This window comes from Dietzia massiliensis (genome assembly GCF_018390595.1).
Lineage (GTDB): Bacteria > Actinomycetota > Actinomycetes > Mycobacteriales > Mycobacteriaceae > Dietzia > Dietzia massiliensis.
Genome location: NZ_JAHBAV010000023.1, coordinates 26,093 through 50,286, shown reverse-complemented (window position 1 = coordinate 50,286; position 24,194 = coordinate 26,093). Strand labels below are relative to the sequence as shown.

Below are 24,194 nucleotides of genomic sequence, written 5' to 3'. Positions count from 1 at the left end.
GCCGAGGCCCCCGCGCCGATCCCGCCCGAGGTCCCCGTGCCCGTCGAGGCCGTGACGATCCCCGTCCCGCGCGATCTCCCGACGACCGACGGCGTGCGGCTGCCCGAGTCCATCGAGGTCCCCGCCGAGGTCATGGCGCAGCTGGCGGACGGGCTGCGCTAACGCCGCCGCCGGACGACCACCGCGCGCACCGCGCGCCACCCCACCAGGAACACCCCGGTGACGACACCGGCCACGATCATGAAGCTCCAGTGCGGCACCCGGCCGTCCCCGAGCCCGCGGATCACCATGCCCACCACGAGCGTGGCCAGCCACAGCAGCACGCCCGAGCCGATCGACGAGGGCTCTCGGCGGCCGGCCAGCAGGACGAGCCAGCCCACCGCCAGGCCCACGAGGAACGGCCACGCGGTGCCCCACACCTGCGCCACGCCCAGGCCTTCGGAGTGCGCGCCGCGCCCGAAGGTGGAGAACACCACCACCAGCACGGCGTCGAGCACGATCATGACCGGCACGGCCACGGGTCTCACCTGTCCTTCTCTTCCCGGGCCTCCCGGCCGGCGAACGGGTAGGAGCTCTTCCCTGACGAGTCGTCCGCGGCGCCGTCCTCCCGCACGCGCACGCGGAGCAGCGGGAGCGGGCCGGAGTCATGGGTCACCGTCGGGCGCCACGGGTTCCCGTGCAGCGGCCACATCGCGGTGAGCCCGGCCGGCGGGGCCGCCGCGACGGTCGCCCGGGGCGGTGCGGTGCGCGACGACCGTGACGAAGACGAGGGCGACGACGACGAGGACTGCTCGCCCGGGCCGTCCTCACCCAACGGGTCGGCGTCGGGGTCGACGTCCACGGCACCACGGTAGAAGAGGAAGAAGACCACCCACCCGGCCAGGGCGACCAGCACGAAGCTGACGATGCGGTAGACGAACACGGTCGCGAAGGCCTGATGCGCACCGAGGCCGCCCGCGGTGAGGGCGGTGATGAGCGCGACCTCGACGGTCCCGAGGCCGCCGGGCGTGATGGGGGCGGTGGCGACGATCTTGCCGGTGACGTAGGCGATGCACAGGCCGCCGATGCTGTGCTGGGCACCGACCGCGTTGGCGGCCGCCCACAGGCAGCCGATGTCGGCGACCCAGTTGAGCAGGGAGAACGCGAACGCCTGTGCGATCTGCCGCTTGCTCAGGTCGACGGCGTCGGCCTGCTCGACGACCTTGCGCACGCCGGCCGCGCCGTGGTCCGCGGGCTTGTGCCGCCGGGCGTTGATCCAGGCCAGGATCGACAGGACCGACCCCTCGATCTTGTCCGGGTGGCGGGCCGCCCACTGGACCACCACGACGATCGCGACCAGACCGAACGCAGAGAGCACCAGCAGGAACGGGTTGGACACGGATCCCACGAGGAAGAAGCCGAGCAGGGCGAGCAGCACGATGCCGACGGTCGACAGGACGCCGGAGATCACGAGCTGCCACGACGCCACGACCCGGGTCGCGCCCCACTGCCGGGTCTTGCGGTACGTCAGGGTGGTGCCGAAGACCTGCCCGCCGGGGATGCAGGTGGAGAAGGCGTTGGCGGAGAACACGAGGCCGACGCTGGCCCAGTAGCCGACGCGGACGCCGGCGGACTGCAGCAGCACCTTCTGCACGGAGCCGTAGCTCGACATGGACAGGTAGGAGAAGACGAGAGCGGCCGCGATCCAGCCCCAGTGCGGGCGGGCGACGGCCTCGAAGCCCTCGGCGAAGAACGGCATCTGGCCGCGGAGCCAGTACAGGATGAACCCCAGGACGGCGAGCGTCGCGACGGCCTTGAACCACGGGTTGCCCAGGACAGCCCGGATACGGCGCCGCACCTCGGCGCCCCGCGTCCCCGTCATCACCTCACCATAACCAGAGCGTGCCGCCCGTCCCAGGACCCCACACCGGGAACCCGGGGCGGCGGTCACGCCTCTGGATCCTGTCGACGTTCCTGCATCAGGCGGGCGATCAGCTCGGAGGCGGGGATCTTGCCGCCGGGCGCGGACCCGGGCTCGTCGTCGTAATCCGTGTCGTAGACGGGCTCGGACTCGGGCTCGGTTTCGGACTCGGACGCAGGCTCCGGCTCGGCGTCCCGCGCCTGCGGCGCGCTGGTGCCCGCGGGCTCCCGGTCGAGCACGGCGACCGACGTGGCGGCCCCGGTCGGTCCCGTGCCGTCGGTGTCGGCGGGCCGCCCGGTGAGGAGCTCGGGCTCGTCGTCGATCTCGGCCTCTCCCAGACCGATCCGCTCCTGGACCCGCTTCATCCACTTCGGCGCCCACCAGTTGTCGGTGCCCAGCATCTGCATGACCGCCGGGACCAGCAGCATGCGGATGACGGTGGCGTCGATGATGAGCGCGGCGATCATGCCGAACGCGATGTACTTCATCATCACGATCTCGGAGAAGGCGAACGCGCCCGTCACCACGATGAGGATGAGCGCCGCCGACGTGATGATCCGGCCGGTCTGCGCGACGCCGCTGCGGATCGCCACCGCGGTGCGCGCGCCGCGGGAGCGGGCCTCGACCATCCGCGAGACGAGGAACACCTCGTAGTCCGTGGACAGTCCGTAGATGATCGCCATGAGCAGCACCACGACCGGCGAGGTGAGCGGGCCCGGCGTGAAGCCGAGCAGCCCGGACAGGTGCCCGTCGACGAAGATCCACGTGAGGATGCCGAGCGTGGCGCCCAGGCCGAGCATGTTCATGATGGCCGCCTTGATCGGCAGCACCAGCGACCCGAACGCCAGGAACATCAGCAGCGTCGTGGCCACGAGGACGTACAGGACGAACCATGGCAGCCCGGCGATCAGGGCGTCGACCGAGTCCTTCTCCATCGCGGGGTTGCCGCCGACGAACACCTCGGTGCCGGCGGGGATCGGGAAGGACTGCAGGTACTCGACGGTCTCGGTGGCCGCGTTGCGGTCGACCACGCCGGCCTGCAGCACCACGACCTCGCGGCCCTGCGAGTCCTGCCCGCCCGAGCGGGCGAACTGGAACGGGCCCGTGAGCCCGGGGGCCTCGTTGGCGGCCGAGCGGATCTGCGACAGCGTCGCACTGTCCGAGCCGAGGACCACGAGCTTGACCGGGTCGGTCCGCGTGCCGGGGAAGTTCTGGTCGTACTCCTCCTGCGCGACGCGCGTGGGGTTGTCGGGCGGCAGGTAGGTCTCGTTGATACCGCCGAACTTCACGCCCGAGAACGGGATGATGAGCGCGACCAGTACCACGACGACCGGGATCGCCACCGCCACCGGGCGCTTCATGGAGAAGTCTGCGACGCGGCCGAACAGGCCGTTCTCGACCTCCTCGCGGGTGCGGTGCCGCTGCATCCGCTTGATGCCGAGCGCGTCGACGCGGTGGCCGAGCAGCATGAGCACGGCCGGCAGCAAGGTGACCGAGAGCGCGGCGGCGAGGATCACGGCGGCGATCGCGCCGTAGGCGACGGACTTGAGGAAGTCCTGCGGGAAGACCAGTAGGCCCGACAGGGTCACCCCCACCATGACCGCCGAGAACACCACGGTCCGGCCGGCGGTGGCCACGGACCGGCGCACCGCGGCGTCCGGTGGATACCCCTCGGCCATCTCCTCGCGGAACCGGCTCACCACGAACAGGCCGTAGTCGATCGCCAGCCCCAGACCGATCAGGGTCACGACGTTCTGTGCGAAGGAGTTCACGGGCGTGACGAGCGACAGCAGGTGCAGGGCGCCGAGCGAGCCGAGGATCGTCAGCACGCCCACCGCGACCGGCAGGAACGCGGCAACGACTCCGCCGAAGACCACGATGAGCAGGAGGAACACGAGCGGCAGCGCGATGAGCTCTGCGCGCACGAGGTCGGCGTCCATGCCGTCCTGCAGGGCGCCGGCGACGGGCTGGAGGCCGGCGATGTCGGTCTCGATGCCCTCGACCGGGATCTGGTCCTCGATCGCCCGGAAGTTCTGGAGGATCTCCTCGGCCTCGCCGGCGATCTGGATGGAGGCCACCGCGATGCCCGCGTCACGGTTGACCAGGGCCGGTGACTGGTTGAACACGAAACTGGTCACGCCGGTGACCCGGTCGGGGTTCTCGGTCCGGATCGACTCCAGCGACTGCCGGATGGGCTCCTGGAACGCCGGGTCGTCGACCGACGTGCCCTCGGGGGCGTGGTAGGACACCACGACGTCGCCGAGCGCGTCGCGTCCGTACGCCTCCTGCTCGAGTTGCTCGGCGGTCGCCCATCCGCTGTCGGGGTCCTCGAAGCCGCCCTGGCCGAACGGGTTGCCGAACGCGGAGCCGGCGAGGCTGAGGAAGGCCATGACCAGCACGGAGCAGACCAGGACGAGGACGCGGCGGCGGGCGACGAACCGCCCGAGTGAGTTGAACACCGGGGGAGCTCCTAGCGCGAGGTGAGCAGTGCCGTGAGCGGCCGCAGCGGCTGCAGCCAGGCACCCTCGTCGGGCAGGTTGTCGAGGCTGACGCGCGGCAGGGGCTCGCGGAACACCCCGGGGATGTCCTCGAGGTCGAGGAACGTGATGGTGTCGTGCTGGACGGCCCAGGTGGCGTGCTCGCGGAACCCGATCACGGCGACCGGGATGTCCTCGGCCAGCTCCTCGAGGGGCTCGCGGAACGCCTGCCCGTCGGCCGAGGCCACGACGACGCCGGCGAGTCGGCCGGACTCGGCGCGCCGGTCGATGTGCTCGAGCATGTCGTCGTCGACGTCGGAGTCGTCGCTGGTCTTGGGCTTGGCGAAGACGGCGAAGCCGACGTTGCGCAGCGCCTCGACCCACGGGCGGACGTTGTCCGATGTGCCGGGGACGATGTTGGTGAAGACGGTCGCCTCGGCCTCGAGGGCGTCCTGCGTCCGCACGGACAGGTCGGCGGTGTAGCCGAGCAGCCAGCGGCCGAGCGCGTCGAAGCGCGGGCGGTACACGGCGGTCGGGCGGCCGCCGAGGATCGAGCCGAGCCCCATGTCGACGTTGGGCGCGTCCCACACGAGGAGCACCACCCCCGGTCCGTCGGGCGTGGCCACGTCCGTCACGTCGTGGTTGCGCATCTCGTCTGGTGGGGTCATCGCGTCGTCCGCCTCGGCTCTCGTCGTTCGGGGGTCCTGGGGTGGGGCGTCAGTGCACCCGACGCCAGAGGAACTCGTTGATCACCCGTTCCTCCTGCAACCCCTTGCCCTCGAACTTCGTCACGGGTCTGTCCAGACTGAACGGTACGTGGCGGAGGTCCGTCGCGGGGTCCAGCCGCTGGAGCGCGGGCTCGGCGTCGCCGGTCTCGGCGATCCACTCGGCGTAGTCGGCGTGGTCGGTGGCCACGTGCAGCACGCCGCCCGGTCGCAGTCGCGAGGCGATGAGTTCGAAGGTGCCGGACTGCAGGAGCCGCCGCTTGTGGTGGCGGGCCTTGGGCCAGGGGTCGGGGAAGAACACGCGGACACCGTCCAGGCTGGCCGGCGCGATCATGTTGGTGAGCACGTCCACGCCGTCGCCGCGGATCATGCGCACGTTCTCCAGGCCCTCGCGCAGGATCATGCCCAGCAGCTGGGCCAGTCCGGGTTGGTAGACCTCCACGGCGATCACGTCGATGTCCGGTTCGGCCGCGGCCATCGCGGCAGTGGACGTGCCGGTGCCGGAGCCGATCTCCACGATCAACGGTGCGCGCCGGCCGAAGAGCGCCTCGGGGTCGACGATCTCGTCGGAGACGTTGCGGCCGTAGGTCGGCCAGTGCTCCTCCCAGTTGCGCTGCTGCCCGGGCCGCAGGGTGCCGCGGCGGAACCGGTAGGCGGTCACCCGGGGGAAGAGACGGGCACTGTCGTCCGGGGCGCCACCGGCGTCCGGGATACCACCGTCGTCCGGGGTGCCACCGGCCGCGTGGGCGGGGTTCTCGCTCTGGTTCACCCGGCCATCATCCCGTAATCAGTGGTCGCCACCGAATCCGGGCGTCGGGGCCCGAGGGGAAGGTCTTGCCGCTCGCAGGCCGTCGGGCCACGATGAGCGCGTGCCGACCGTGACCCCTGACACCGAGCCCCCGGCCCCGGTGCGTGCCCCCGACCCGGACCCCGTCGCGCGGGTCCGGCGCCTGGTCGCGTCCGCCCGGGAGCGGGACGGGGGCCGGGGTGGGACCGGCCCGGTGGAGGCCGCCGTCGCGCGTGTCGACGCGCCGGCCGACATCCGCATCCGCGGCGGCCTGGGCTCGGGTCGCCGCACGCTCGCCGCCGCGCTGCGCGTCCGCCGGGGGTGGCGCGCGCGGGTCGACGACCTGGACGTCGTGGCGGCGCCCGGCGCCGAGCCCGCCGCACCGCCGGACGCGGAGATCGTGTGCCTGCGCACCGCCCCGTGCCGCCACGAGGAGGCGTGGCTGCGCCGCGCGCGCCGGCACCCGCTGCTGGTGGTGGCCACCGGGGTCGACGACGACGAGGACCCGCCGCGCTGGGCCCGTGGGCTGACCACCGTGGACGCGCGCGACCCCGGGCACCGGTCGGTCGGCGGCGTCGTGTCCTTCCTCGAACGCGCCCTGCACGATCTGTCGGCGACCCGGGTGGCCCGTCTCGAGGCCGAGTTGGAGATGCTCGCGGTCCACGACGAGGTGGGCGATCTCGCCGAGGCCGCCCTGTGCGCCCTGGGCGCGCCCGCGCTCCCCGGATCGGCGGCGACGTGACGGCCGCTCCGGCCCCACCCCGCGAGCTGACGATCGCGGTGCTGGGGGCCCGGGACTCCGCCGCACCCGCCGTTGCCTCGGCCTTGTCCGCCGCAGCGAGCACAGCGTTGTCCGCCGCCGCGGGCACAGCGTCGTCCGCCGCCGCGGGCCCGGCCGCCGACGCCGGAGCCCGGATCCGCGTGCTCGTCGACGCCGCACCCGAGGACCGGCCCGACGCGGCGGTCCTCGTCGTCGACGCCGTCTGCCCGGTGCGCCCCGACGACGTCGAGGTCGCGCGCGGCGTGGCCCGCCTGCCGATGGCGGTGGCCGTGGCCGGGCGCGCCCACACGTGCACGGCCGAGCACCTCTCGGAGACGGTCGACGTCACCACCCGCCGCCTGGTCGACGCGGGCGTGGACTGCCCGGTCCACGTCGTCGACGACGCCCACCCCGGCGCGCCCGCCGCGTTGCTGTCGGCGCTGCTCGCCGCCGTGCGCGCGGGCTCCGTGCCCGCCGCGCCACGCGGGCCCGGCCCGCGGCCGGCCGGGCCCGACCCGGCGACCGCCACCGTCGACTGGCTCCTCGCCCGCCGCACCGAGGCCATCACCACGCGCTCGCAGGCGTTGCGCCAGGACGTGCAGGCGCTACGCATGGAGGTGGTCCAGGACCTGCACCGGTCCGTGCGTGACCTCGGTGGTCGCGCGCGCGAGGAGCTCGCCGCCGCGCCGCGGTCCCGCGTCGACGCCCTCGTCCGCAGGCTCGCCGCCGACGCCGACGCCGCCGTGGCGGCCACCGTCGCCCGCGCCGACCGCCGCGCCGACGCCCTCGTCGCCCGGCACCTCGGCTCGACCGCCCCGGCCGGACCGCGGATCCCCGCGCCGACGAGCGGCCTCACGCCGGGCCGCCCGCTCCGCAACACCGGGGAGGAACTGCTCGTCATGATCACCGGCGCCGCCGGTGGCACCGGCGTGGGCAGGATGCTGCTGGCCCCGCTCGCCGAGGTGCCCGGGGCCGCGGTTCTCGTCATCCCCCTGGCGCTGCTGTGCGGCGTGGCGCTGGGCTGGGTCACCGTCACCGTGCGCCGGACGCAGGCGCTGCGCACCCACGCCGTCGCGGCGGTGGGTGACAGGCTCGCGGCGCTGCGCGCCGAGACCGAACAGTCCCTCGGCTCACGGATCCTCGCCGCCGAGGCCACGATCACCGACGGGTTCGCCCACGATCCCGGGCCCCGGGTCACCGACCTCGAGCGGCGCATCCGCCGGATGCGTACCGAGCAGGCCGCCCGGTCCCACACCACCGCAGGGGGCACGTCGCCATGACCGATCCACTCGCCGGCCCGGACCCGTTCGACCACCACACCGCGCCGGACGTCTGCGGCCTGGAAGGCGCTCCACTTGCCGAGCCGTCGTCGCTGGGGCTGCACGTCCCCGTCGGAGACGAGGTCCTCGACCTGGGCTCACCCGAGGCGGACCTCGACGGGGACGGCTTCATGGAGGCGGTCACGCGTGGCGACGACCGCGGCCTGACCGTGTACACGGACGTCGACGGCGACGGCACGGTCGACCACGTCTCGACCGTGCGCTTCGACGGCAGCTACGACTCGTGGCGGCTGGCCAATCCCGCCGAGGGAGTACCCTTCGGGGGCTTCACCAACGAGACCGGGGACGATCCGGCCGCGCCGCCCCCGCCGCCGGCGCGCTGGGAGCGCATCGACCACGGGCACATCTGAGGGATCCTTCACATTTTCGCGCGAACGGGGGCTCGGACGCGGCGATCCGCACCGGTTGGCGATACCCTGTGACCAAGACCATGCACCACGCGCGAGGAGCTGTGATGACCACCACCACCATTCCCGGCCTCGAGGGTCAGGCACCAACCGATCACACCGAGATGCTCGCGTGGATCGCGGAGGTCGCCGAACTCACCCAGCCGGACCGGGTCGTCTTCGCCGACGGCTCCGACGCGGAGTGGGATCGCCTCACCGCCGAGATGGTGGAGGCCGGGACCTTCGTCAAGCTGAACGAGGAGAAGAAGCCCAACTCGTTCCTGGCGCAGTCGGACCCCAAGGACGTCGCCCGCGTCGAGTCGCGCACGTTCATCTGCTCCGAGACCGCCGAGGGCGCCGGCCCCACGAACAACTGGCGCGACCCGGCCGAGATGCGCGCCCAGATGACCGACCTCTACCGCGGCTGCATGCGCGGGCGCACCATGTACGTGGTGCCCTACTGCATGGGCCCGCTGGACGCCGAGGACCCCAAGCTGGGCATCGAGCTCACCGACTCCGCGTACGTGGTCGTCTCCATGAAGATCATGACCCGCATGGGCTCCGCGGCCCTCGAGAAGATCGGCGCCGACGGCGCCTACGTCAAGGGCCTGCACTCGGTGGGTGCCCCGCTCGCCGAGGGCGAGAAGGACGTCCCCTGGCCGTGCAACGAGGAGAAGTACATCACCCACTTCCCGGAGACCCGGGAGATCTGGTCCTTCGGCTCCGGCTACGGCGGTAACGCCCTGCTGGGCAAGAAGTGCTTCGCGCTGCGCATCGCCTCCGCCATGGCCCGCGACGAGGGTTGGATGGCCGAGCACATGCTCATCCTCAAGCTCATCTCCCCCACCGACGAGGTCCACTACATCGCGGCGGCCTTCCCGTCCGCGTGTGGCAAGACCAACCTCGCGATGATCCAACCCACCATCGAGGGCTGGCGCGCCGAGGTGGTCGGTGACGACATCGCCTGGATGCGCTTCGGCGCCGACGGTCGCCTCTACGCCGTCAACCCCGAGTACGGCTTCTTCGGCGTGGCCCCGGGCACCAACTACTCGTCCAACCCCAACGCCATGAAGACGCTGGAGCCGGGCAACGCGATCTACACGAACGTCGCGCTGACCGACGACGGCGACGTGTGGTGGGAGGGCCTCGAGGGCACTCCGGACCACCTCATCGACTGGCTGGGCAACGACTGGACCCCTACCGGCGACGGCGAGGCCGGCAACGCCGCGCATCCCAACTCGCGTTACTGCGTGCCGATCAACCAGTGCCCCGTCACGGCGCCCGAGTTCAACTCCCCGGAGGGCGTGCCGATCTCGGCGATCCTCTTCGGTGGCCGGCGCGCCGACACGGTCCCGCTGGTCAGCGAGGCGTACTCGTGGAACCACGGTGTGTACATCGGCGCGACCCTGTCCTCCGGGCAGACCGCCGCCGCCGAGGGCCAGGTCGGCGCGGTGCGTCGCGACCCGATGGCCATGCTGCCGTTCGTCGGCTACAACGTCGGCGAGTACTTCCAGCACTGGGTCGACATGGGCGCCCGCGGTGGCGACAAGATGCCCAAGATCTTCCTGGTCAACTGGTTCCGCAAGGGCGCCGACGGTCGCTTCCTGTGGCCGGGCTTCGGCGAGAACAGCCGCGTGCTCAAGTGGGTCATCGACCGCATCGAGGGTCGCGTCGAGGGTGACGAGACGGCCGCCGGCCTCACCGCCCGCGCCGCCGACATCGACATGACCGGGCTCGACACCCCGCTCGAGGACGTCGAAGCCGCCCTGGCCGTCGACCCCGAGGAGTGGCGCCGCGAGCTGCCGCTCATCACCGAGTGGCTCGAGTTCTGCGGCCCCAAGGTCCCGGCAGAGGTCCACGAGCAGTTCGCCGCCCTCAAGGAGCGCCTGGGCTGACGCTCCCTTCACACGGTAGATAGCGGACGGGTCACACATTTTTTTCCGGTGTGACCCGTCCGCTATTACTATGTGTTCGACGCTCTTCACAGTGGCGCCACCAAGTGTCAAGGTGAACGGCTGAGGGGAGCACCGCGTTCCCGCGGGAGGAGAGGTATGAGAGCCACCGTCGTCGGACTCATCGCCCTCCCCGTAGCGGCCGCGGGGCTGGCCCTCGCCGTCACGGCCTTGGACCCCGGGAACGGCGAGGCCCCTCCCACCGCTGCCGAGCGGCCCGCCACCGCCTCGACCGGCGGAGGCTCCGACGCCGCAGCCGAGACCCCGGTCGCCGCCCCCGAGCCCGTCGGCACCGCCATCGAGGGCGTCCGGCCCCACCTCACCGTGATCGACGGCCTGTCCGCCCTCCCCGTGCCGGCACCGATCCCCTCGATCCTGTCGAGACTGTCCGCGCGGCCGGCCGACCTCGTACCCCTGCCGCCGCGGACCGACGGTCGTACCGAACCCGCGCGCTCCGGATTCGTGGCCGGGGACGGCGCCAATCGTGGCCGGACCCCCGACACCGTGGGTCGCAACGAGCCGCTCGGCTCGGCGGGGTCGGGCGCGGGCGACATCCCGCCGGGCGTCACAGATCACCGCGCTCCCCGGCCGGGCCGGGATCACCCCGCGACCCCGTCGCCCATGGACGAGGGCCCCGAGGGCACGCCCGATCGTCCGGAGCACCCGACCGGCCGGGACGCGCCGGTCGTGATCGGGCCGGTTCCGGGCGCCCGGATCGTCGTACTCACCACGGGCGCGCCCGCGGAGAACACTCCGGTTGAGGGCACCCCGGCCCCCGCGACGCCGACGGACGGTTCGCCCGCCGACGGCGAGCCGGGAGCGGCGCACCCCGCCGATGACGGCTCCGAGCCGAGGTGAGCCCCTCTCTCGGGAGGTCACAACCGGCCCGCTGGTGGCATTCTGCGCGTCTGCGCATCACCGTCAGCATCACCCTGGTGACCGCGGCCGTGTTCGCCGCGATGGTGATCTTCATGATCCAGATGCTGGACCTGAGCACGGAACGCGTCACCGACTCCCGGCTCAACCGCGAGGCGGCCGACTTCTCGACCTTCATGTCCGCCGGGATCCTGCCGTCGTTCGAGTCGGACGAGCCCACCGTGGAACAGCTCATCCGGGCGTACCTGGCTCAGCAGTACCCTTCCTCCGAGATGCTGCTCGTCGGCACGGCCAACGAGTCGGGGACCCAGTTCACCCTCTCCCGGTACGGACCGGACGAGGACCGGCTGTTCCCCCCGGGCATGCGCTCGCGGATCCAGCGGATCGGGCTGTCGCCCATAGAGGACTCCGGCGTGATCGACGACTCTGTGCGCTGGCGCAAGGCCACCGTCGAGAGCCCGGCCGGTCCGGCCAATATCGTGGTGGCCATCCACGACCGCGGCACGCATGACGAGACCCGCCGCGTCAAGAGCTTTCTGCGCTGGGCGGCCGCCGGGGGCATGGTCGTGAGCGCACTACTCGCGTGGTGGATCGCCGGCCGGATGCTCGTCCCGGTGAGACGGATCCGCGAAGCGGCGGAAACCATTTCCGCGGCCGATCTGTCACGGCGCGTGCCCTCCGACGGGCCCGACGAGATCGTCTCCCTCGCCGACACCGTCAACGACATGCTCGAGCGGGTCGAGGAGGCCTACCGCACACAGCGGGAGTTCCTGGACGACGCCGGCCACGAGCTGCGGACACCGCTGACCGTGGTCCAGGGCAATCTCGACCTCATGCCCGAGGACCCGGAGGGCCGGACGGAGACCATCCGGCTCATACAGGACGAACTGTCCCGGATGACCCGCATCGTCGAGGACCTGCTCACGCTCGCCCGCGCCGACCGTCCGGACTTCCTCCGCACCGCCGCGACCGACGTTACCGAGCTCGTGCTGGACGTCGAGGCGAAGATCGAGGTGGTGGCCGACCGGAACTGGCGGGTGCTGCCGTACGCCGAGGGCCTGGCCAGGTTGGACCAGCACCGGATCACCCAGGCCCTCATGCAGTTCTGCTCCAATGCGGTCCGGTTCACCGGCCCCGGGGACACCATCGAGATCGGGTGCCGGGTCATCGAGCCCGGTGACCCGACCATCGCCGCGGAGCTCGTGTCCGGGGCCGTCCCGGAGACCCCGGAGCGGGAGTCCTACCGTCGCCGGCTTCTGTGGTGGGTCCGCGACCGGGGGCCGGGGATCCCGCCCGGCGAGGAGGAGAGCATCTTCGAGCGGTTCCACACCGCGCGCGGCCAGCTCCGTGACGGACGCGGCGGCACCGGCCTCGGGCTCGCTATCGTCTCGACGATCGCCAAGGCGCACGGAGGCCGCGCGTTCGCGTTCAACGCCGCCGGGGGCGGCGCGACGTTCTGCATCGTCATCCCCTTCGTCGCGCCGCCGCCCGCGAAGGGTTCCGGCTCGCCCGCCGGGACCGACCCGTCCGACGCGAGCGGCTCCGAGACCCGCTGAACCCCCCGGTCCCCGGCCGAGCCGCGGACACGGTCGCCCGCCAGCGTCCAGCAGCGCGGTACCCGTGCGATACTCCGAAGTCGGAGAAGGAGGGATGCATGACGAACGTTCTCGTCGTGGAGGATGATGACCTCATCCGCTCGGTCTTGGTCAAGGCACTCGGTGGTGCCGAGTACACCGCACTCGAGGCGGTGGACGGGGAGAGCGCGCGTGCCATCCTGTCGACCATCTCCGACATCGACCTGATGTTGCTCGACATCGGCCTGCCCGACACCGACGGACTGACGCTGCTGCGCGAGGCCCGCGATCGCGGGTTCGCCGCGCCCGTCATCATCCTCACGGCCCGCGACAGCGTCGCGAACACCGTCGAGGGACTGGAATCCGGCGCCAACGACTACATGGTCAAGCCTTTCCGAGTCCCCGAGCTGCTCGCCCGCATCCGGCTGCGGTTGCGCGAGCACGAGGCGACCGAAGACCCGGGCATCCTCGAGCACGCCGGCATGCGCCTGGATATCCGTACCCGCCGCGTCGAGGTGGACGGCCGCATCCAGGAGCTCACCAACCGCGAGTACTCGCTGCTGGAGATGCTGCTGCGCAACAAGGGCGAGACCATCAGCCGCGAGCAGCTCCTCGAGAGCGTCTGGGGCATGGACTTCGACCCGGGTTCCAACATCGTCAACGTCTACATCCGCTCCCTGCGCCGCAAGATCGGCGAGAACAAGGTGCAGACGGTGCGAGGGGTCGGCTACCGCGTGGAGTGAGCGCGCGGGCCGGGGCGCCCGCAGGCGTCAGGTGCCGGACGGCTCCCAGCCGAACGGCATGAGCACGCTCTGCAGTTCGCAGTACGCGTCCAGCCCCTCGGGCCCGTTCTCGCGGCCGAGGCCCGAGTTCTTGAACCCGCCGAACGGGGCGGTGGGATCGAAGGCGTACCAGTTGATGCCCATGGTTCCGGTGCGCACCCGCTGGGCCACGGCGAGCGCGGCGTCGGGGTCGGACGAGTAGACGGCGCCGGCGAGGCCGAACTCGGAGTCGTTGGCGATCCGCACGGCGTCGTCGACCGTGTCGTAGGCGATGACCTGCAGGACCGGACCGAAGATCTCCTCCTGGGCGATGGTCATGGAGTTGTCGACGTCGCGGAAGACGGTCGGCTGGACGTAGGCCCCTCCCGACACGTGCTCGGGCAGGCCCTCGACCTCGCCGCCACCGTAGGCGATGGTCGCGCCCTCCTCGACGCCCTTGCGGATGTACCCCTCGACGGACGCCTTCTGCTTGTGGTTGGCCAGCGGGCCGAACACGGTGCCCTCGTCGGCGGGGTCACCGACGGGCATGAGCGAGACGTTCTCGACCAGCGCGTTCACCACCTCGTCGTAGCGCGAACGCGGGGCCAGGATCCGGTTCTGGGACACGCACGCCTGGCCGGAGTTCATCAGTGCGGAGAACACCATGGTGCCGGCGGCGGAGGCCAGGTCGGCGTCCTCGAGGACGATGGCGGCGCTCTTGCCGCCCAGCTCGAGCGAGCAGCGCTTGAGGCCCTGCGCGGCGATCCCGGCGATGTGCTTGCCGACCTCGGTCGAGCCGGTGAACGAGATCTTGTCGACATCCGGGTGGGACACCAGGTGATCACCCACGGAGCTGGGGCCGGTCACCACGGACAGCACCCCCTCCGGCAGGCCCGCCTCGCGGAACAGGTCCGCCAGCCACAGCGCGGACAGCGGGGTGGCCGAGGACGGCTTGAGGATGACCGAGCTGCCGGACAGCAGGGCCGGCGCGAGCTTGGCGGTGTTGAGGTAGAGCGGGACGTTCCACGCGGTGATCGCCGCGACCACGCCGACGGGCTGGCGGGTGACGACGGAGGCGCCGAAGTCGCCCTGACGCACCTCGGACCACGGGAAGGTCTCGGCGAGACGGGAGTAGTAGCGCAGTACGCCGAGGGTGGGGGTCACCTGGATCATCGACGCGGCGCTCGCGGGCGCGCCCATCTCGTCGGACAGGATCTGGCAGACCTCGGCCTGGCGCTCCTCGAGCATGTCGGCCACGCGGGCGAGCAGTGCGCCGCGCTCGGCGGGCGGCGTGTTCCGCCAGACGCCGGACTCGAACGAGTCGCGGGCCTGGCTGATCATCTCCTCCAGGTCCTCGGTGGTGGTCTCGGCGACACGACCCACGACCGTGTTGGTGGCCGGGGACGTCACCTCGAGGACGCCGGTGGTGACCGGATCGGTCCAGCGGGTGCCGGAGAAGAGCTTGTCATGGACGACGACCACGGGGGACCTCCGTGCGGTGGGGTACGTAAGCGGTGGGAACCGTCCCGCCAACCAGGAGTGAAGCTAACGAGAACGTGTTCCACCTCACTGTAGCGAGGGTCCGGCCCGCCGTGGGGCGCTACTTCGCGCGCAGTACCAACACGAGATTCGACACGAGCACCTCGCGGACGAGCGGCACGCGCACGAGCCCCCACGCCCATCGAGGGTGGTAGCGGGGGAACGCGGCGAGCAGATCGGCGGCGCCGGTGTCACGTGCCCAGGCCAGGCCGTCGGCGCATCCGACCTCGAAGAGGGACTCACCGTAGACGTTCTTGGGCGGGTGGCCGTGGCGGCGCTCGTAGAGGCGCCGCGCGCGCTCGCCGCCGAGGTAGTGGGTCAGGCCCATCTCGTGGCCGCCGAAGGGTCCGTACCAGAGGGTGTAGGAGACGACGACGAGGCCGCCCGGTCGCGTCACGCGGCACATCTCCTCGGCCATGCGCCAGGGCTCGGGCACGTGCTCGGCCACATTGCTGGAGATGCACACGTCCACCGCGTCGGTCCGCACCGGCAGGGCCATCCCGCTGGCGCGGATCGACCCCGTCTGGTCCAGGCCCGCCGCGGACATCTCACCGACGTCCGGCTCGACGGAGACGTACCGGGCGCCCTCGGCGGCGTAGGCGTCGGAGAAGTAGCCGGGCCCGCCGCCCACGTCGAGGACCGTCAGCCCGGGCAGTCGACCGGCGTCGGGGCCGGGGCCCGGCCGGGCGGGCCGATCGCCGGACTCGGCCCACAGGTCGGCGACCAGCTCGACGGTGTCGCGCGCCAGGCCGGAATAAAAGGCGTCCGGGTCGGCCTGCTCGAGGGGGAACGAGCGCAGCAGCCCGAGCGAGCGGCCGAGGGTGGCGCGGCGGGCCACCGATCGCAGCGCGGGCGAGCGGTGGACGGGATCGGTGAGCACGGCAGTGACGATACCGGCGGTCCGGGACGGCCCGACCGCCCGCGTACAGTGTCCGGGTGGCTCGAATCCTGCTGCTGTGCTGGCGCGACAGTACTCATCCGCAGGGCGGCGGCAGCGAGCGCTACCTCGAGCACGTCGCGGACGGTCTCGCCGCGGCCGGCCACACGGTCGTCTACCGGACCTCCCGCTCGCGGGGCGCGGCCCGCTCCGCGATCACCTCCACCGGCGTGCGGTTCAGCCGGGCCGGCGGACGTTTCACCGTCTATCCCCGGGCACTGCTGGCCATCCTGTCCGGCCGGCTCGGCCTCGGGCCGCTCGGGGTTCTGCGACGGCCCGACGTCGTCGTCGACACCCAGAACGGCGTCCCCTTCTTCGCCCGCCTGGCCACCGCGTCCCCCGTCGTCGTGCTGGTCCACCACATCCACCGCGAGCAGTGGCCGGTCGCCGGCTGGCTCGTCGCGCGGATCGGATGGTGGGTCGAGTCGTGGCTCTCGCCGCGCGTCCACGCCCGGTCCCAGTACGTCACCGTGTCGCTGCCGTCGGCCGACGAACTCGCCGCGCTCGGCGTGGCGCCCGCGCGCATCGCGGTGGTCCGCAACGGCCTCGACCCGCTGCCCGACGGCGTCACACCGGCCGCGCAGGACACCCGCGCCGCCGGCCCGCGCCTCGTCGTCCTGTCCCGGCTGGTCCCGCACAAGCACGTCGAGGACGCGCTGGACGTGCTCGCCACCCTGCGCGCGAGCCGGCCCGGGCTCGTGCTGGACGTCATCGGCAGCGGCTGGTGGGCCGACCGGCTCCGCGAGTACGCCGCCGAGCGCGGGCTCACCGCCCCCGCGGGCGGGGCCGGCGGCGAGGCCGGTGGCGGCGGCGAGGCCGGCGGCGTCGTGTTCCACGGCCACGTCGACGAGGCCACCAAGCACCGCCTGCTCGCCGGCGCCACCGTCCACCTCATGCCCTCGCGCAAGGAGGGCTGGGGGCTCGCCGTCTCCGAGGCCGCGCAGCACGGGGTCCCCACCATCGGGTACCACCACGCCGCGGGACTGCGCGACTCGATCGACGACGGCGAGACGGGCCTCCTCGTGGACGACGTCGCGGCCATGACCGTCGCCGCGGACCTCCTCCTGTCGGACCCCGACCTGCGGGAACGGATGGGAGAGGCCGCCCGCCGGAAGGCCGCGGGGATGTCGTGGCCCGCCACCGGCGCGGCGATGGCGCGGGTCCTCGCGGCCGTCGCCGAGGGCCGGTGGGTCAGCGGCGTGATCGACGGCCGGGCCGACCGCTAGCCACCGCCGCGCCGGCCAGCGTGAGCAGCCACAGCGCGTGCGCCGCCAGCACCGCTGCGCGAGCCCACGCCGGGGCGCCGGGAGGGGTGACCGCGCTCCATCGCGAGTCCACGTCACCCGGCCCGTCCGGCGGGGCGAGCTCGTGCAGGGTCAGTTCGGGGTCGGAGAACCTCGTCGTCGTCGCCGTCAGGGTCTCGTCCGCCGCGCCCCGGGGCCCGGCGGACGTGCGCTCGTCGAGCACCCACCGCACGCCCATGCCCGCCAGCTCGCGGGGGTCGGCTCCCCGCAGCAGCGCGTCGGTGGCGCGGCGCGCGCGATCCCCCTCGCCCGGCACCGCGGTGGCGTCACCCGCACCGACGCCGGCCCCGGCCACGATTAGGTCGCCCGGGACGAGGACGCGGGTGTCGAGCAGCCGCGGCGCGGGGTCGAGGACCGGCCGGCCGTCGGCCCACAGCGGCGTCGAGCGGAACGACCCCGCCGGCAGCACCAGCAGGTCCCCGGGCCGACCGTCGACGATGCCCGCCACCTGCGCCCACCCCGGCCCGTACGTCACCGGCCGCAGCTGCTGCCACAGCGCGCTGGGGGCGTCGGGGACGGAGGTCACGGCCACCGCCGTGACGAGCATTCCGGCGGCGATCGACCGCACGCGCGCGGGAAGGCCCCGGCCGGCGGCCCGGGCGGCGCCGGCGCGAGTGGCGAGGGCGCGGGCGGCGAAGGCCAGCGCGAGCACGGTCGCCGGCAGTGCCAGCGCCACGAACTTCTGGGTGTCGCGCAGCAACCCCGCGCCCGGTACGGCGGTGACCAGCGCCTCCATCGCCGCGAGGCCCGGGCCCGTCGCGGCGGCGGCGACGAGCAGCCACGCGGCGAGGGCCACGGGGACCGTCGCGCGCACCACCGGGTCGCGCCGCGCCCGCCACAGGCCGCGCGCCGCGAGCGCCCACACGAGCAGCAGCGCGACCAGCGCGGCGGCCGCCCACCACGTGGCACGCGAGGGCGGCACGGCCTGGGAGTTCCAGATCCCCCCCAGCGCGACGACCGAACCCAGCGTCCCGATCCCCGGCTCGGCGCGGGTGGCGAACGCGGCCACCCCTGCGGCCGCCTCCGCTCCCCCGACGGCGGCGCCGCCCAGCCCGGCGCCGGCCCAGTCACCCGCCGCGGTGAGGGCGGTCGCCAGCGCCCACGGCAGGGCGGTCACAACAGCTGTAGCGGCGAGCGCGACCGCAGCCCGGGTCCGGCGAGCGCCACCTCCCCCACAGACCAGCGCCACCACCGTCGCGACGACCGCCAGCACCCACCCCGTCGGCGTGAGCCCGGCGGCGGCCAGCGCCGCGCACGCCGCCGCCACCCGGGGCCGACCGCGCGCGAGCAGAACCGGCATCGACACCACCGCCGCGACCCCCGCCAGCAGCGACCAGTGGCCCTGGAGGAGCCGCTCCACCACGAACGGATTCCACACCGCGCCCACCACCGCCGGTAGGCGCAGCCACGCCCCCGCGGCCCGACCAGCGGGGGCCACCCGCCGCACGAGCGCGCCCGCCGAGACCGCCAGCCACACACAGAACACCGCCGCGAGCAGACCCGTCAGCGGCCACACCGGCAGCCCGACCGCGCCCAGCGCCCGTGTCGCCCACGCCACCGCCACGTCCTGCGGGACCGCCCGCGCCGCCGACTCCCCCAGCCCGAGCGAGGCGTCCGACAGCGGCGGCGTCGGTGTGGCCACCCAGTCCCGTAACAGCGGAAAGCCCGGCCGCGCCACCCCGGCCAACAGAACGCCCGAGACGACCACACCCACCGCGGCGTCCGTCACGGCCGGCCGCACGCTCACGCGACGGAACCCGGCAGTCGAGGACATGCGCACATTCCACCACGCGGCCCGGTCGCCCCGATCGCCCTGGCCGGGCCGGGCGACCCGGCGCCAGCGCGTCGCCCGGGGTGCAGCCGTGTCGCCCGGGGTGCAGCCGTGTCGCCCGGGGTGCAGCCGAGTCGCCTGGCCCGCCGGGGTGGCCACGCGGCGGCCCCCTACGATCACCGATGTGGACCCACAGGCGCGCGAGGCGGCACCCGGCTCCGCCGCCCGGCGCGTCCTGACCGGCGCGGGCGCGGTCACGGCCGGGTCGATGCTGGCCAACATCGCCGCCTACCTCCTGCATCTCCCGGCCTCCCGGTGGCTCGGTCCCGAAGGCTATGGCGCGTTCGCCGCCCTGCTCTCCGCGCAGCTGCTGGTGGCCGTGCCCTCGCTCGCGCTACAGGCGGTGGTGGCCCGCGAGCACGTCCGCGGTGTTCCCCACGACGTCCTCCGCGCGCTCGGCAGGCGGGTTGCGTTGCTGGTCGCGGTGGTCGCGGCCCTGGCCGTCGCCCCGGTGTCGCTGCTGCTCGACACCCCGATATGGGCCACGGCCGCCGCGCTGGCCCCCGGCCCGGTGCTGTGCCTGCTCGCCACCGAGCAGGGGCTCCTGCAGGGCGCCGAGCGGTTCCGGGCCCTCGGTGTGGTGCTCGCCCTGGCCGGCGCGGGCAAGGTCGCGCCCGCCGTCGCGGTACTCGCCGCCGGCGGCGGTGTCGGACCCGCACTCGCCGCCGGGGCCGTAGGTGTTGGCGTGGCCTGGCTCGTGGCGGCGCGAGTGACGTCCGGTCCCGCGACGGCCCGGTCCCGCGTGGGGACGGCCGGGGGCTCGGTCGGCGCGGGACCGCGTGGCAGCGGGGTCGAGCCGCGCGGGGGCGGAGCGGTTCTGGCCTCCCCGGGCGTGGCCGCCGTGCTCGCCGCCGGCCAGGTGCAGCTGGTGATGATGGCACTCACCTCGGTCGACCTGCTCCTCGCGCGCGCACTGCTGACCCCGGAGGACGCGGGCCGCTACGCGCTGGGGGCGGTCGCCGCGAAGGCGGCGTTCTGGCTGCCGCAGGCCGTCGGCACGGTGCTCTACCCGCGAATGGCCGATCCGGCCGGACACCGGGGTGCCGTCCGATCGGCAGTGGCCGTCCTGCTGGGCATCGGCGCGGTCGTCGTGATCGGGGCCGCCGTGGCCGCGCCGCTGGTGCCGGCGGTCGTCGGCGAGGACTACCGGCCGGTCGCCGGGCTCCTCTGGGCGTTCGCCGCACTCGGCGTGACACTGAGCGTCCTGCAGGCGTTTCTGCTGGCCACCATCGCCTCCGACCGGACGGTCGAGGCCGGGATCGCGTGGTGCGGGTTGGCGCTCACCGCCGTCGCTGTGTGGCTCGCTCCCCGCGGGGTCGACGGCGTCCTGGCCGCCGCGCTCGTCGCCGTCGTCCTCACCACGGTCACGGCCGGTTGGCGCGCGCTCTGGTCGCGGCCGGCCTGAGTAGAGGGGGCCGAGCGGGCGTGGGCCGGACCGCCCCCGGTCAGCCGAGCCACGCCACCTATCCGTTCACGTGCCGCCTACCGGGTCCGCTAGGTGGCGCGTGATCCGGTAGGTGGCGCGTCATCCGCTAGGTGGCGCGTCATCCGGTGGGCGGCGTGCGCACCCGTGGGCGGCGCGGCTGCCGAAGAAGGACCGTCGAGGCCGGCGTCGGGCTCGCGGCGCACGACCTGCCCCTCGGATCGCGATTCGCCCCTCGGATCGCGATTCGCCCCTCGCGCTGCGATTCGCTCTCGGAGTTCCTGGGGCAAGACGCAATCCGAAGCGCGTCGCGCGATCCGAGGGGCAGATCGTGGGAGACGGGCGGCTGGTGGCGCAGTCGGCCGGTTCCGCAGCCGGCTGCGCGGCGGTCGCGGGTCCGCCACCCAACGAGAAGAGCGTCCCGCACACGCCCTCTCGGGTGATGCGTGCGGAACGCTCTTGTCGATGCTCCGGGCGGCCGGACCGGTCCGGCATCCGCGGCCGGTCCGGCCGCCGCGGCACGGCCAGCGCGAACCCGCCGGCTCAGCTCAGGCCGTCACCGCCTCCGGGCCGGCCGTGGCCGACTCAGCTCAGGCGCGCGCCCGGGCGGCGCGCCCGCCACCGCGGAGACCGAGGACGATGCCGCCGATCAGCGACAGCAGCCCGAGGATGCCCAGGATCGCCGGGACGATCCGGCCGAAGGTGTTGAGGGTGTCGGCACTGTCCTGGGCGGCCGCCACCGTGGTGTCGATGGTCTCCTCGTTCCAGCCGGCGTCGAACCTGACCGCCGTGCGGGTGGGGTCCGCCTTCTCCTGCTCGACGCGCGCCTTGTCGTTGAAGAACTCCTCCGCCTCGTCCTGGTTCTCGGCGAAGAACTGGAAGATGCTCTCGCCGCCCTTGATGATCTGTCCCGTGTCCGGGTTGACCCACACCGTGCGGGTGTTGGTGTAGAAGCGCCGCATGTCCACCGGGCGTTCGGGATCGCCCTCGAGGCCCCACTGCCCGGCGGTGCCCTCGCGGCGGTAGCTCGCCAGGATCGACTCGACGGTGGGGTCGTAGCCGTCGGAGACCGAGGCGTAGTGGTCGCGGATCGAGGTCCACATGTCGATCGGGCCGAGCTCCTGGCGGAACTCGTATGCGTCGATGCCGCCGACGGTGGTCTCGCCGACGAACTCGATCGGGTTGGTGGTGAAGGTGCTGGCGTCGAAGTACGGGTAGTTCGTCTTCTCCGTGTCGAACGGGAACTTGTACTGCAGGCCGTCGCGGACGAACCCGACGGGCGCGGTCTCGTCGGTGGAGCCGCCTGCGGAGACCAGCTGCAGCGTGCTCACGGGCTCGTCGACCGGCCTGGCCGACACGCGATCGAGGGTGACGCGGTCGATCGTGGCGTTGATCAGCGCCTCGACATCGTCGCCGCCCTGCTTGTCCTCACGCATCAGCGACTGCGCGGCCTGCATGGTGATGACCTCGGCGTCAGACGGCTCGACGGCCTGGACACGACGCTGCGAGTACATCGGGATGTCGTTGTCGATGAAGCACGTGACCGGGAACTGCACGTCGGAGTCGTCGGCCTCGGGCCCGTCGAGGGTCTCGACCGTCTCGCCCTCACCGGCGCCCTCGGCACCCTCGCCCTCGGCACCCTCGCCCTCGGCACCCTCACCGGCGCCCTCGCCCTCGTCGGCGGTGGCCTCGGGCGCCCGGCACTCGGCGCGGTCGGCATTGAGCTCGGTGGGCGTGTTGGACGCGAGCGCACTGCCCACGAGGACCGCTCCCGGCACGGTGTCGGTGACGGTGGTGGAGTTGATGTCCAGCGGCGTCTTCTTCTGCGCCGGCACGACGAAGAACACGAGAGCCAGTGCCATAGTGATGAGAAATGCGCCGAGCCCGACGAGGACCAGTGCGGGCACCGACGACCTCCGTCCCGCCGAACTGCTCTGACGTGCCATCGTCTAGTCCTCCTGGTGTCGCGCCCTGGGCCCGCCGGGTTACCACCCGGTAACCACCGGGTTGCCTGCCCGGCCGGACCATCATCAGGAGAAGATTAACAGTGATGAAGAACGCATTCGACACCCCCGACCCCCGAGTCGGCACTCTGCCGTCCGCGACCGGCTTCGCCCCGGCGCTGGAAGGCCTGCGGGCGGTCGCCGCGTTCGCGGTCCTCACGACGCACGTCGCGTTCCAGACCGGCTCCTCCACGGGCTCGTTCGTCCACCGGGTGTGGGGCCGGTTCGACCTGTCCGTGGCCGTCTTCTTCGCACTGTCCGGGTTCCTGCTGTGGCGGGCGCACGCCCTCCACGCGCGTCGGAACGGCCCGGGCACCGCCCGTCCGGCGGTGGATTATCTGCGCTCCCGCCTGGTCCGGATCCTGCCCGCCTACCTCGGAGTGGTCGCGGCGGTCTTCCTCCTCATCCCGCAGAACGTCCGCGCGTCAGCTGCGACCTGGGCGTCCAACGTGACGCTCACCCAGGTGTTCGTGCCCGATTCGCTGGTCGAGGGCCTGACGCACGCGTGGTCGCTGTCGGTGGAGATGAGCTTCTACCTGGTGCTGCCGCTGTTGTGGTGGGCGCTGTCGCGGCTGCGTGGTCCGGCCGCGCGGTGGCGGATCCCGGCGATCGCGGCGGTGGGGGTGGCGAGCCTGGGCTGGGCGCTCGTGCCGTGGTATGATCTCGGGCTTCCCGAGCGGATCAACGACCAGATCCTGCCCCCGGCGTTCGCGTCGTGGTTCGCGGCCGGGATGATCCTCGCCGAGCTGGTCGCCGCGCCGCCCGGGCGGGTCGCGGCGCTGGCCCGGCACTCGCGCGCGCGGTGGGCGTGGTGGGCGGTCGCGGCCGCCGCGTTCCTCGCCACCACGGTCCCCCGGTGGTTCACCGAGGGCTTCGTCCACCCGTCGGGCCCGGAGTTCGCGGCCCGCACCGCCCTCGGTGCGGTGGTCGCGTTCTGCCTCCTGGCGCCGGTCGCCCTGTCGCCGGACCGGGAGCGGTTCGCCGTTCTGGGCTCGCCGGCCCTCACCACGCTGGGCCGGTGGTCGTACGGCGTGTTCCTGTGGCACGTCCTGGTCCTGCACTTCGCGTTCCAGATCGCGTCGGTGCCCATGTTCTCGGGCCGGATGCTCACGGTCTGGCTGGTCACCGCCGTGATCTCGACGGTGGTGGCGGCGGCGAGTTACGCGCTGGTGGAGGTCCCGTCCCAGCGCTGGCTGGCGCCCCGACGCGCGCCGCGCGGGCGTCCGGCGGACGGCCAGCTCGCGGCGAGCCCCGCGCAGACGAGCCCGGCGACCGTCGCGACCTGAGGCCCGAGGGAGTCCCCGGCGTAGCCGAGCGGGTCCGGCCACGGTGCGCGGGCGAGCAGCGCGGCACCGGCGACGATTCCCACGCCGGCGCCGGCGACGAGCAGCCGCCGCGCCCCTGCCGCGCCGAGGTGGCGGCTGGCCGCCAGCGCGCAGGCGGTGAGCCCGGCGGTCACCGCGAGCCCGACCGGCCCGGCGAGAAGGTAGCCCACCGCGGCGGTCGCCACGACGGTGACGGGACCGCGGCCGCGCCACGGCGTCGCGCGGGTCCCCGCCCGGTCGCGGTGGCCGCGCACGAGGAACAGCAGCAGGACCAGCAGCAACGCGAAGGGTCCG

The 24,194-nt window shown here is 73.3% G+C and carries 19 protein-coding genes; 10 read left to right on the top strand and 9 right to left on the bottom strand.

All coding sequences use genetic code 11. The features are described from left to right. Positions 1-158 precede the first annotated feature (158 nt). The 5 genes from KHA85_RS08590 to trmB all read right to left on the bottom strand — a co-directional run bounded on the left by KHA85_RS08590 (position 159) and on the right by trmB (position 5,871). The gene (locus KHA85_RS08590; protein WP_308936899.1) at positions 159-518 is read right to left on the bottom strand and encodes a DUF3054 domain-containing protein; all 360 of its coding nucleotides are present in this window, start codon (positions 516-518) and stop codon (positions 159-161) included. Between the two features lie 5 nt (positions 519-523). Continuing rightward, positions 524-1,861 carry a lysylphosphatidylglycerol synthase transmembrane domain-containing protein gene (locus tag KHA85_RS08585; RefSeq protein ID WP_213185465.1) on the bottom strand — a complete coding sequence of 446 codons (1,338 nt, stop codon included), beginning with the start codon at positions 1,859-1,861 and terminating at the stop codon, positions 524-526. 65 nt (positions 1,862-1,926) lie between these two features. Beyond that, a complete protein-coding gene (locus KHA85_RS08580) occupies positions 1,927-4,359 on the bottom strand; it encodes an MMPL family transporter (protein WP_213185464.1) in 2,433 nt (810 codons plus the stop codon). Positions 4,360-4,370: 11 nt separating this feature from the next. After that, a complete protein-coding gene (locus KHA85_RS08575; protein WP_213185463.1) occupies positions 4,371-5,045 on the bottom strand; it encodes an NYN domain-containing protein in 675 nt (224 codons plus the stop codon). A gap of 49 nt (positions 5,046-5,094) precedes the next feature. Next, the gene (gene trmB / locus KHA85_RS08570; protein WP_213185462.1) at positions 5,095-5,871 is read right to left on the bottom strand and encodes a tRNA (guanosine(46)-N7)-methyltransferase TrmB; all 777 of its coding nucleotides are present in this window, start codon (positions 5,869-5,871) and stop codon (positions 5,095-5,097) included. Positions 5,872-5,971: 100 nt separating this feature from the next. Here trmB and KHA85_RS08565 point away from each other — a divergent pair, with 100 nt between their 5' ends. The 7 genes from KHA85_RS08565 to KHA85_RS08535 all read left to right on the top strand — a co-directional run bounded on the left by KHA85_RS08565 (position 5,972) and on the right by KHA85_RS08535 (position 13,520). Continuing rightward, entirely contained in the window at positions 5,972-6,631 is a 660-nt protein-coding gene (locus KHA85_RS08565; RefSeq protein WP_213185461.1) for a hypothetical protein, read from the top strand. After that, positions 6,628-7,929: a hypothetical protein gene (locus tag KHA85_RS08560; protein ID WP_213185460.1), complete on the top strand. Its 1,302-nt coding sequence runs from the start codon at positions 6,628-6,630 to the stop codon at positions 7,927-7,929. The genes KHA85_RS08565 and KHA85_RS08560 overlap by 4 nt, the downstream gene beginning before the upstream one ends. Beyond that, on the top strand, positions 7,926-8,339 hold the full coding sequence (locus KHA85_RS08555) for a DUF6802 family protein (protein ID WP_007629720.1): 414 nt from the start codon (positions 7,926-7,928) through the stop codon (positions 8,337-8,339). The genes KHA85_RS08560 and KHA85_RS08555 overlap by 4 nt, the downstream gene beginning before the upstream one ends. 104 nt (positions 8,340-8,443) lie before the next feature. Next, positions 8,444-10,270, top strand: coding sequence for a phosphoenolpyruvate carboxykinase (GTP) (locus KHA85_RS08550; protein WP_213185459.1), 1,827 nt, complete (start codon positions 8,444-8,446; stop codon positions 10,268-10,270). Positions 10,271-10,426: 156 nt separating this feature from the next. Next, on the top strand, positions 10,427-11,185 hold the full coding sequence (locus KHA85_RS08545; protein WP_213185458.1) for a hypothetical protein: 759 nt from the start codon (positions 10,427-10,429) through the stop codon (positions 11,183-11,185). A gap of 77 nt (positions 11,186-11,262) precedes the next feature. Further along, positions 11,263-12,759 (top strand): sensor histidine kinase, encoded by a 1,497-nt coding sequence (locus KHA85_RS08540; RefSeq protein ID WP_308936898.1) that lies wholly within the window; start codon positions 11,263-11,265, stop codon positions 12,757-12,759. 98 nt (positions 12,760-12,857) lie between these two features. Continuing rightward, on the top strand, positions 12,858-13,520 hold the full coding sequence (locus tag KHA85_RS08535; protein WP_007629456.1) for a response regulator transcription factor: 663 nt from the start codon (positions 12,858-12,860) through the stop codon (positions 13,518-13,520). Between the two features lie 27 nt (positions 13,521-13,547). On the opposite strand, the gene KHA85_RS08530 is transcribed toward KHA85_RS08535, so the two are convergent. Together KHA85_RS08530 and KHA85_RS08525 are read right to left on the bottom strand one after the other, a co-directional pair. Further along, positions 13,548-15,020: an aldehyde dehydrogenase gene (locus KHA85_RS08530; RefSeq protein WP_213185456.1), complete on the bottom strand. Its 1,473-nt coding sequence runs from the start codon at positions 15,018-15,020 to the stop codon at positions 13,548-13,550. 118 nt (positions 15,021-15,138) lie between these two features. Then, positions 15,139-15,957: a class I SAM-dependent methyltransferase gene (locus tag KHA85_RS08525; protein WP_213185455.1), complete on the bottom strand. Its 819-nt coding sequence runs from the start codon at positions 15,955-15,957 to the stop codon at positions 15,139-15,141. A 56-nt stretch (positions 15,958-16,013) separates the two neighbouring features. Here KHA85_RS08525 and KHA85_RS08520 point away from each other — a divergent pair, with 56 nt between their 5' ends. Then, the gene (locus KHA85_RS08520) at positions 16,014-17,240 is read left to right on the top strand and encodes a glycosyltransferase family 4 protein (RefSeq protein ID WP_213185454.1); all 1,227 of its coding nucleotides are present in this window, start codon (positions 16,014-16,016) and stop codon (positions 17,238-17,240) included. Here the strand turns inward: KHA85_RS08520 and KHA85_RS08515 are convergent. Further along, a complete protein-coding gene (locus KHA85_RS08515; RefSeq protein WP_236885383.1) occupies positions 17,206-19,092 on the bottom strand; it encodes an MmpA family trehalose lipid delivery protein in 1,887 nt (628 codons plus the stop codon). The two genes, KHA85_RS08520 and KHA85_RS08515, sit on opposite strands and share 35 nt — an antisense overlap. Positions 19,093-19,273: 181 nt before the next feature. Between KHA85_RS08515 and KHA85_RS08510 the strand changes: the two genes are divergently transcribed. Further along, complete coding sequence (locus tag KHA85_RS08510; RefSeq protein ID WP_131885075.1) at positions 19,274-20,554, top strand: polysaccharide biosynthesis protein; 1,281 nt, start codon at positions 19,274-19,276, stop codon at positions 20,552-20,554. Between the two features lie 608 nt (positions 20,555-21,162). Here KHA85_RS08510 and pgfA read toward each other — a convergent pair. Continuing rightward, positions 21,163-22,518 carry a cell envelope lipid trafficking protein PgfA gene (gene pgfA / locus KHA85_RS08505; protein WP_131885076.1) on the bottom strand — a complete coding sequence of 452 codons (1,356 nt, stop codon included), beginning with the start codon at positions 22,516-22,518 and terminating at the stop codon, positions 21,163-21,165. A gap of 104 nt (positions 22,519-22,622) precedes the next feature. On the opposite strand from pgfA, the gene KHA85_RS08500 reads away from it, so the two are divergent. Then, complete coding sequence (locus tag KHA85_RS08500) at positions 22,623-23,861, top strand: acyltransferase family protein (protein ID WP_131885077.1); 1,239 nt, start codon at positions 22,623-22,625, stop codon at positions 23,859-23,861. The last annotated feature ends 333 nt before the right edge of the window (positions 23,862-24,194 follow it).

Bases quoted from the DNA above. Each gene is read 5' to 3' on its own strand.
- KHA85_RS08575 (WP_213185463.1), bottom strand. From the start codon at position 5,045: ATGACCCCACCAGACGAGATGCGCAACCACGACGTGACGGACGTGGCC.
- KHA85_RS08555 (WP_007629720.1), top strand. From the start codon at position 7,926: ATGACCGATCCACTCGCCGGCCCGGACCCGTTCGACCACCACACCGCG.
- KHA85_RS08535 (WP_007629456.1), top strand. From the start codon at position 12,858: ATGACGAACGTTCTCGTCGTGGAGGATGATGACCTCATCCGCTCGGTC.
- KHA85_RS08545 (WP_213185458.1), top strand. From the start codon at position 10,427: ATGAGAGCCACCGTCGTCGGACTCATCGCCCTCCCCGTAGCGGCCGCG.
- KHA85_RS08585 (WP_213185465.1), bottom strand. From the start codon at position 1,861: ATGACGGGGACGCGGGGCGCCGAGGTGCGGCGCCGTATCCGGGCTGTC.
- KHA85_RS08550 (WP_213185459.1), top strand. From the start codon at position 8,444: ATGACCACCACCACCATTCCCGGCCTCGAGGGTCAGGCACCAACCGAT.
- pgfA (WP_131885076.1), bottom strand. From the start codon at position 22,518: ATGGCACGTCAGAGCAGTTCGGCGGGACGGAGGTCGTCGGTGCCCGCA.
- KHA85_RS08515 (WP_236885383.1), bottom strand. From the start codon at position 19,092: ATGTCCTCGACTGCCGGGTTCCGTCGCGTGAGCGTGCGGCCGGCCGTG.
- KHA85_RS08500 (WP_131885077.1), top strand. From the start codon at position 22,623: ATGAAGAACGCATTCGACACCCCCGACCCCCGAGTCGGCACTCTGCCG.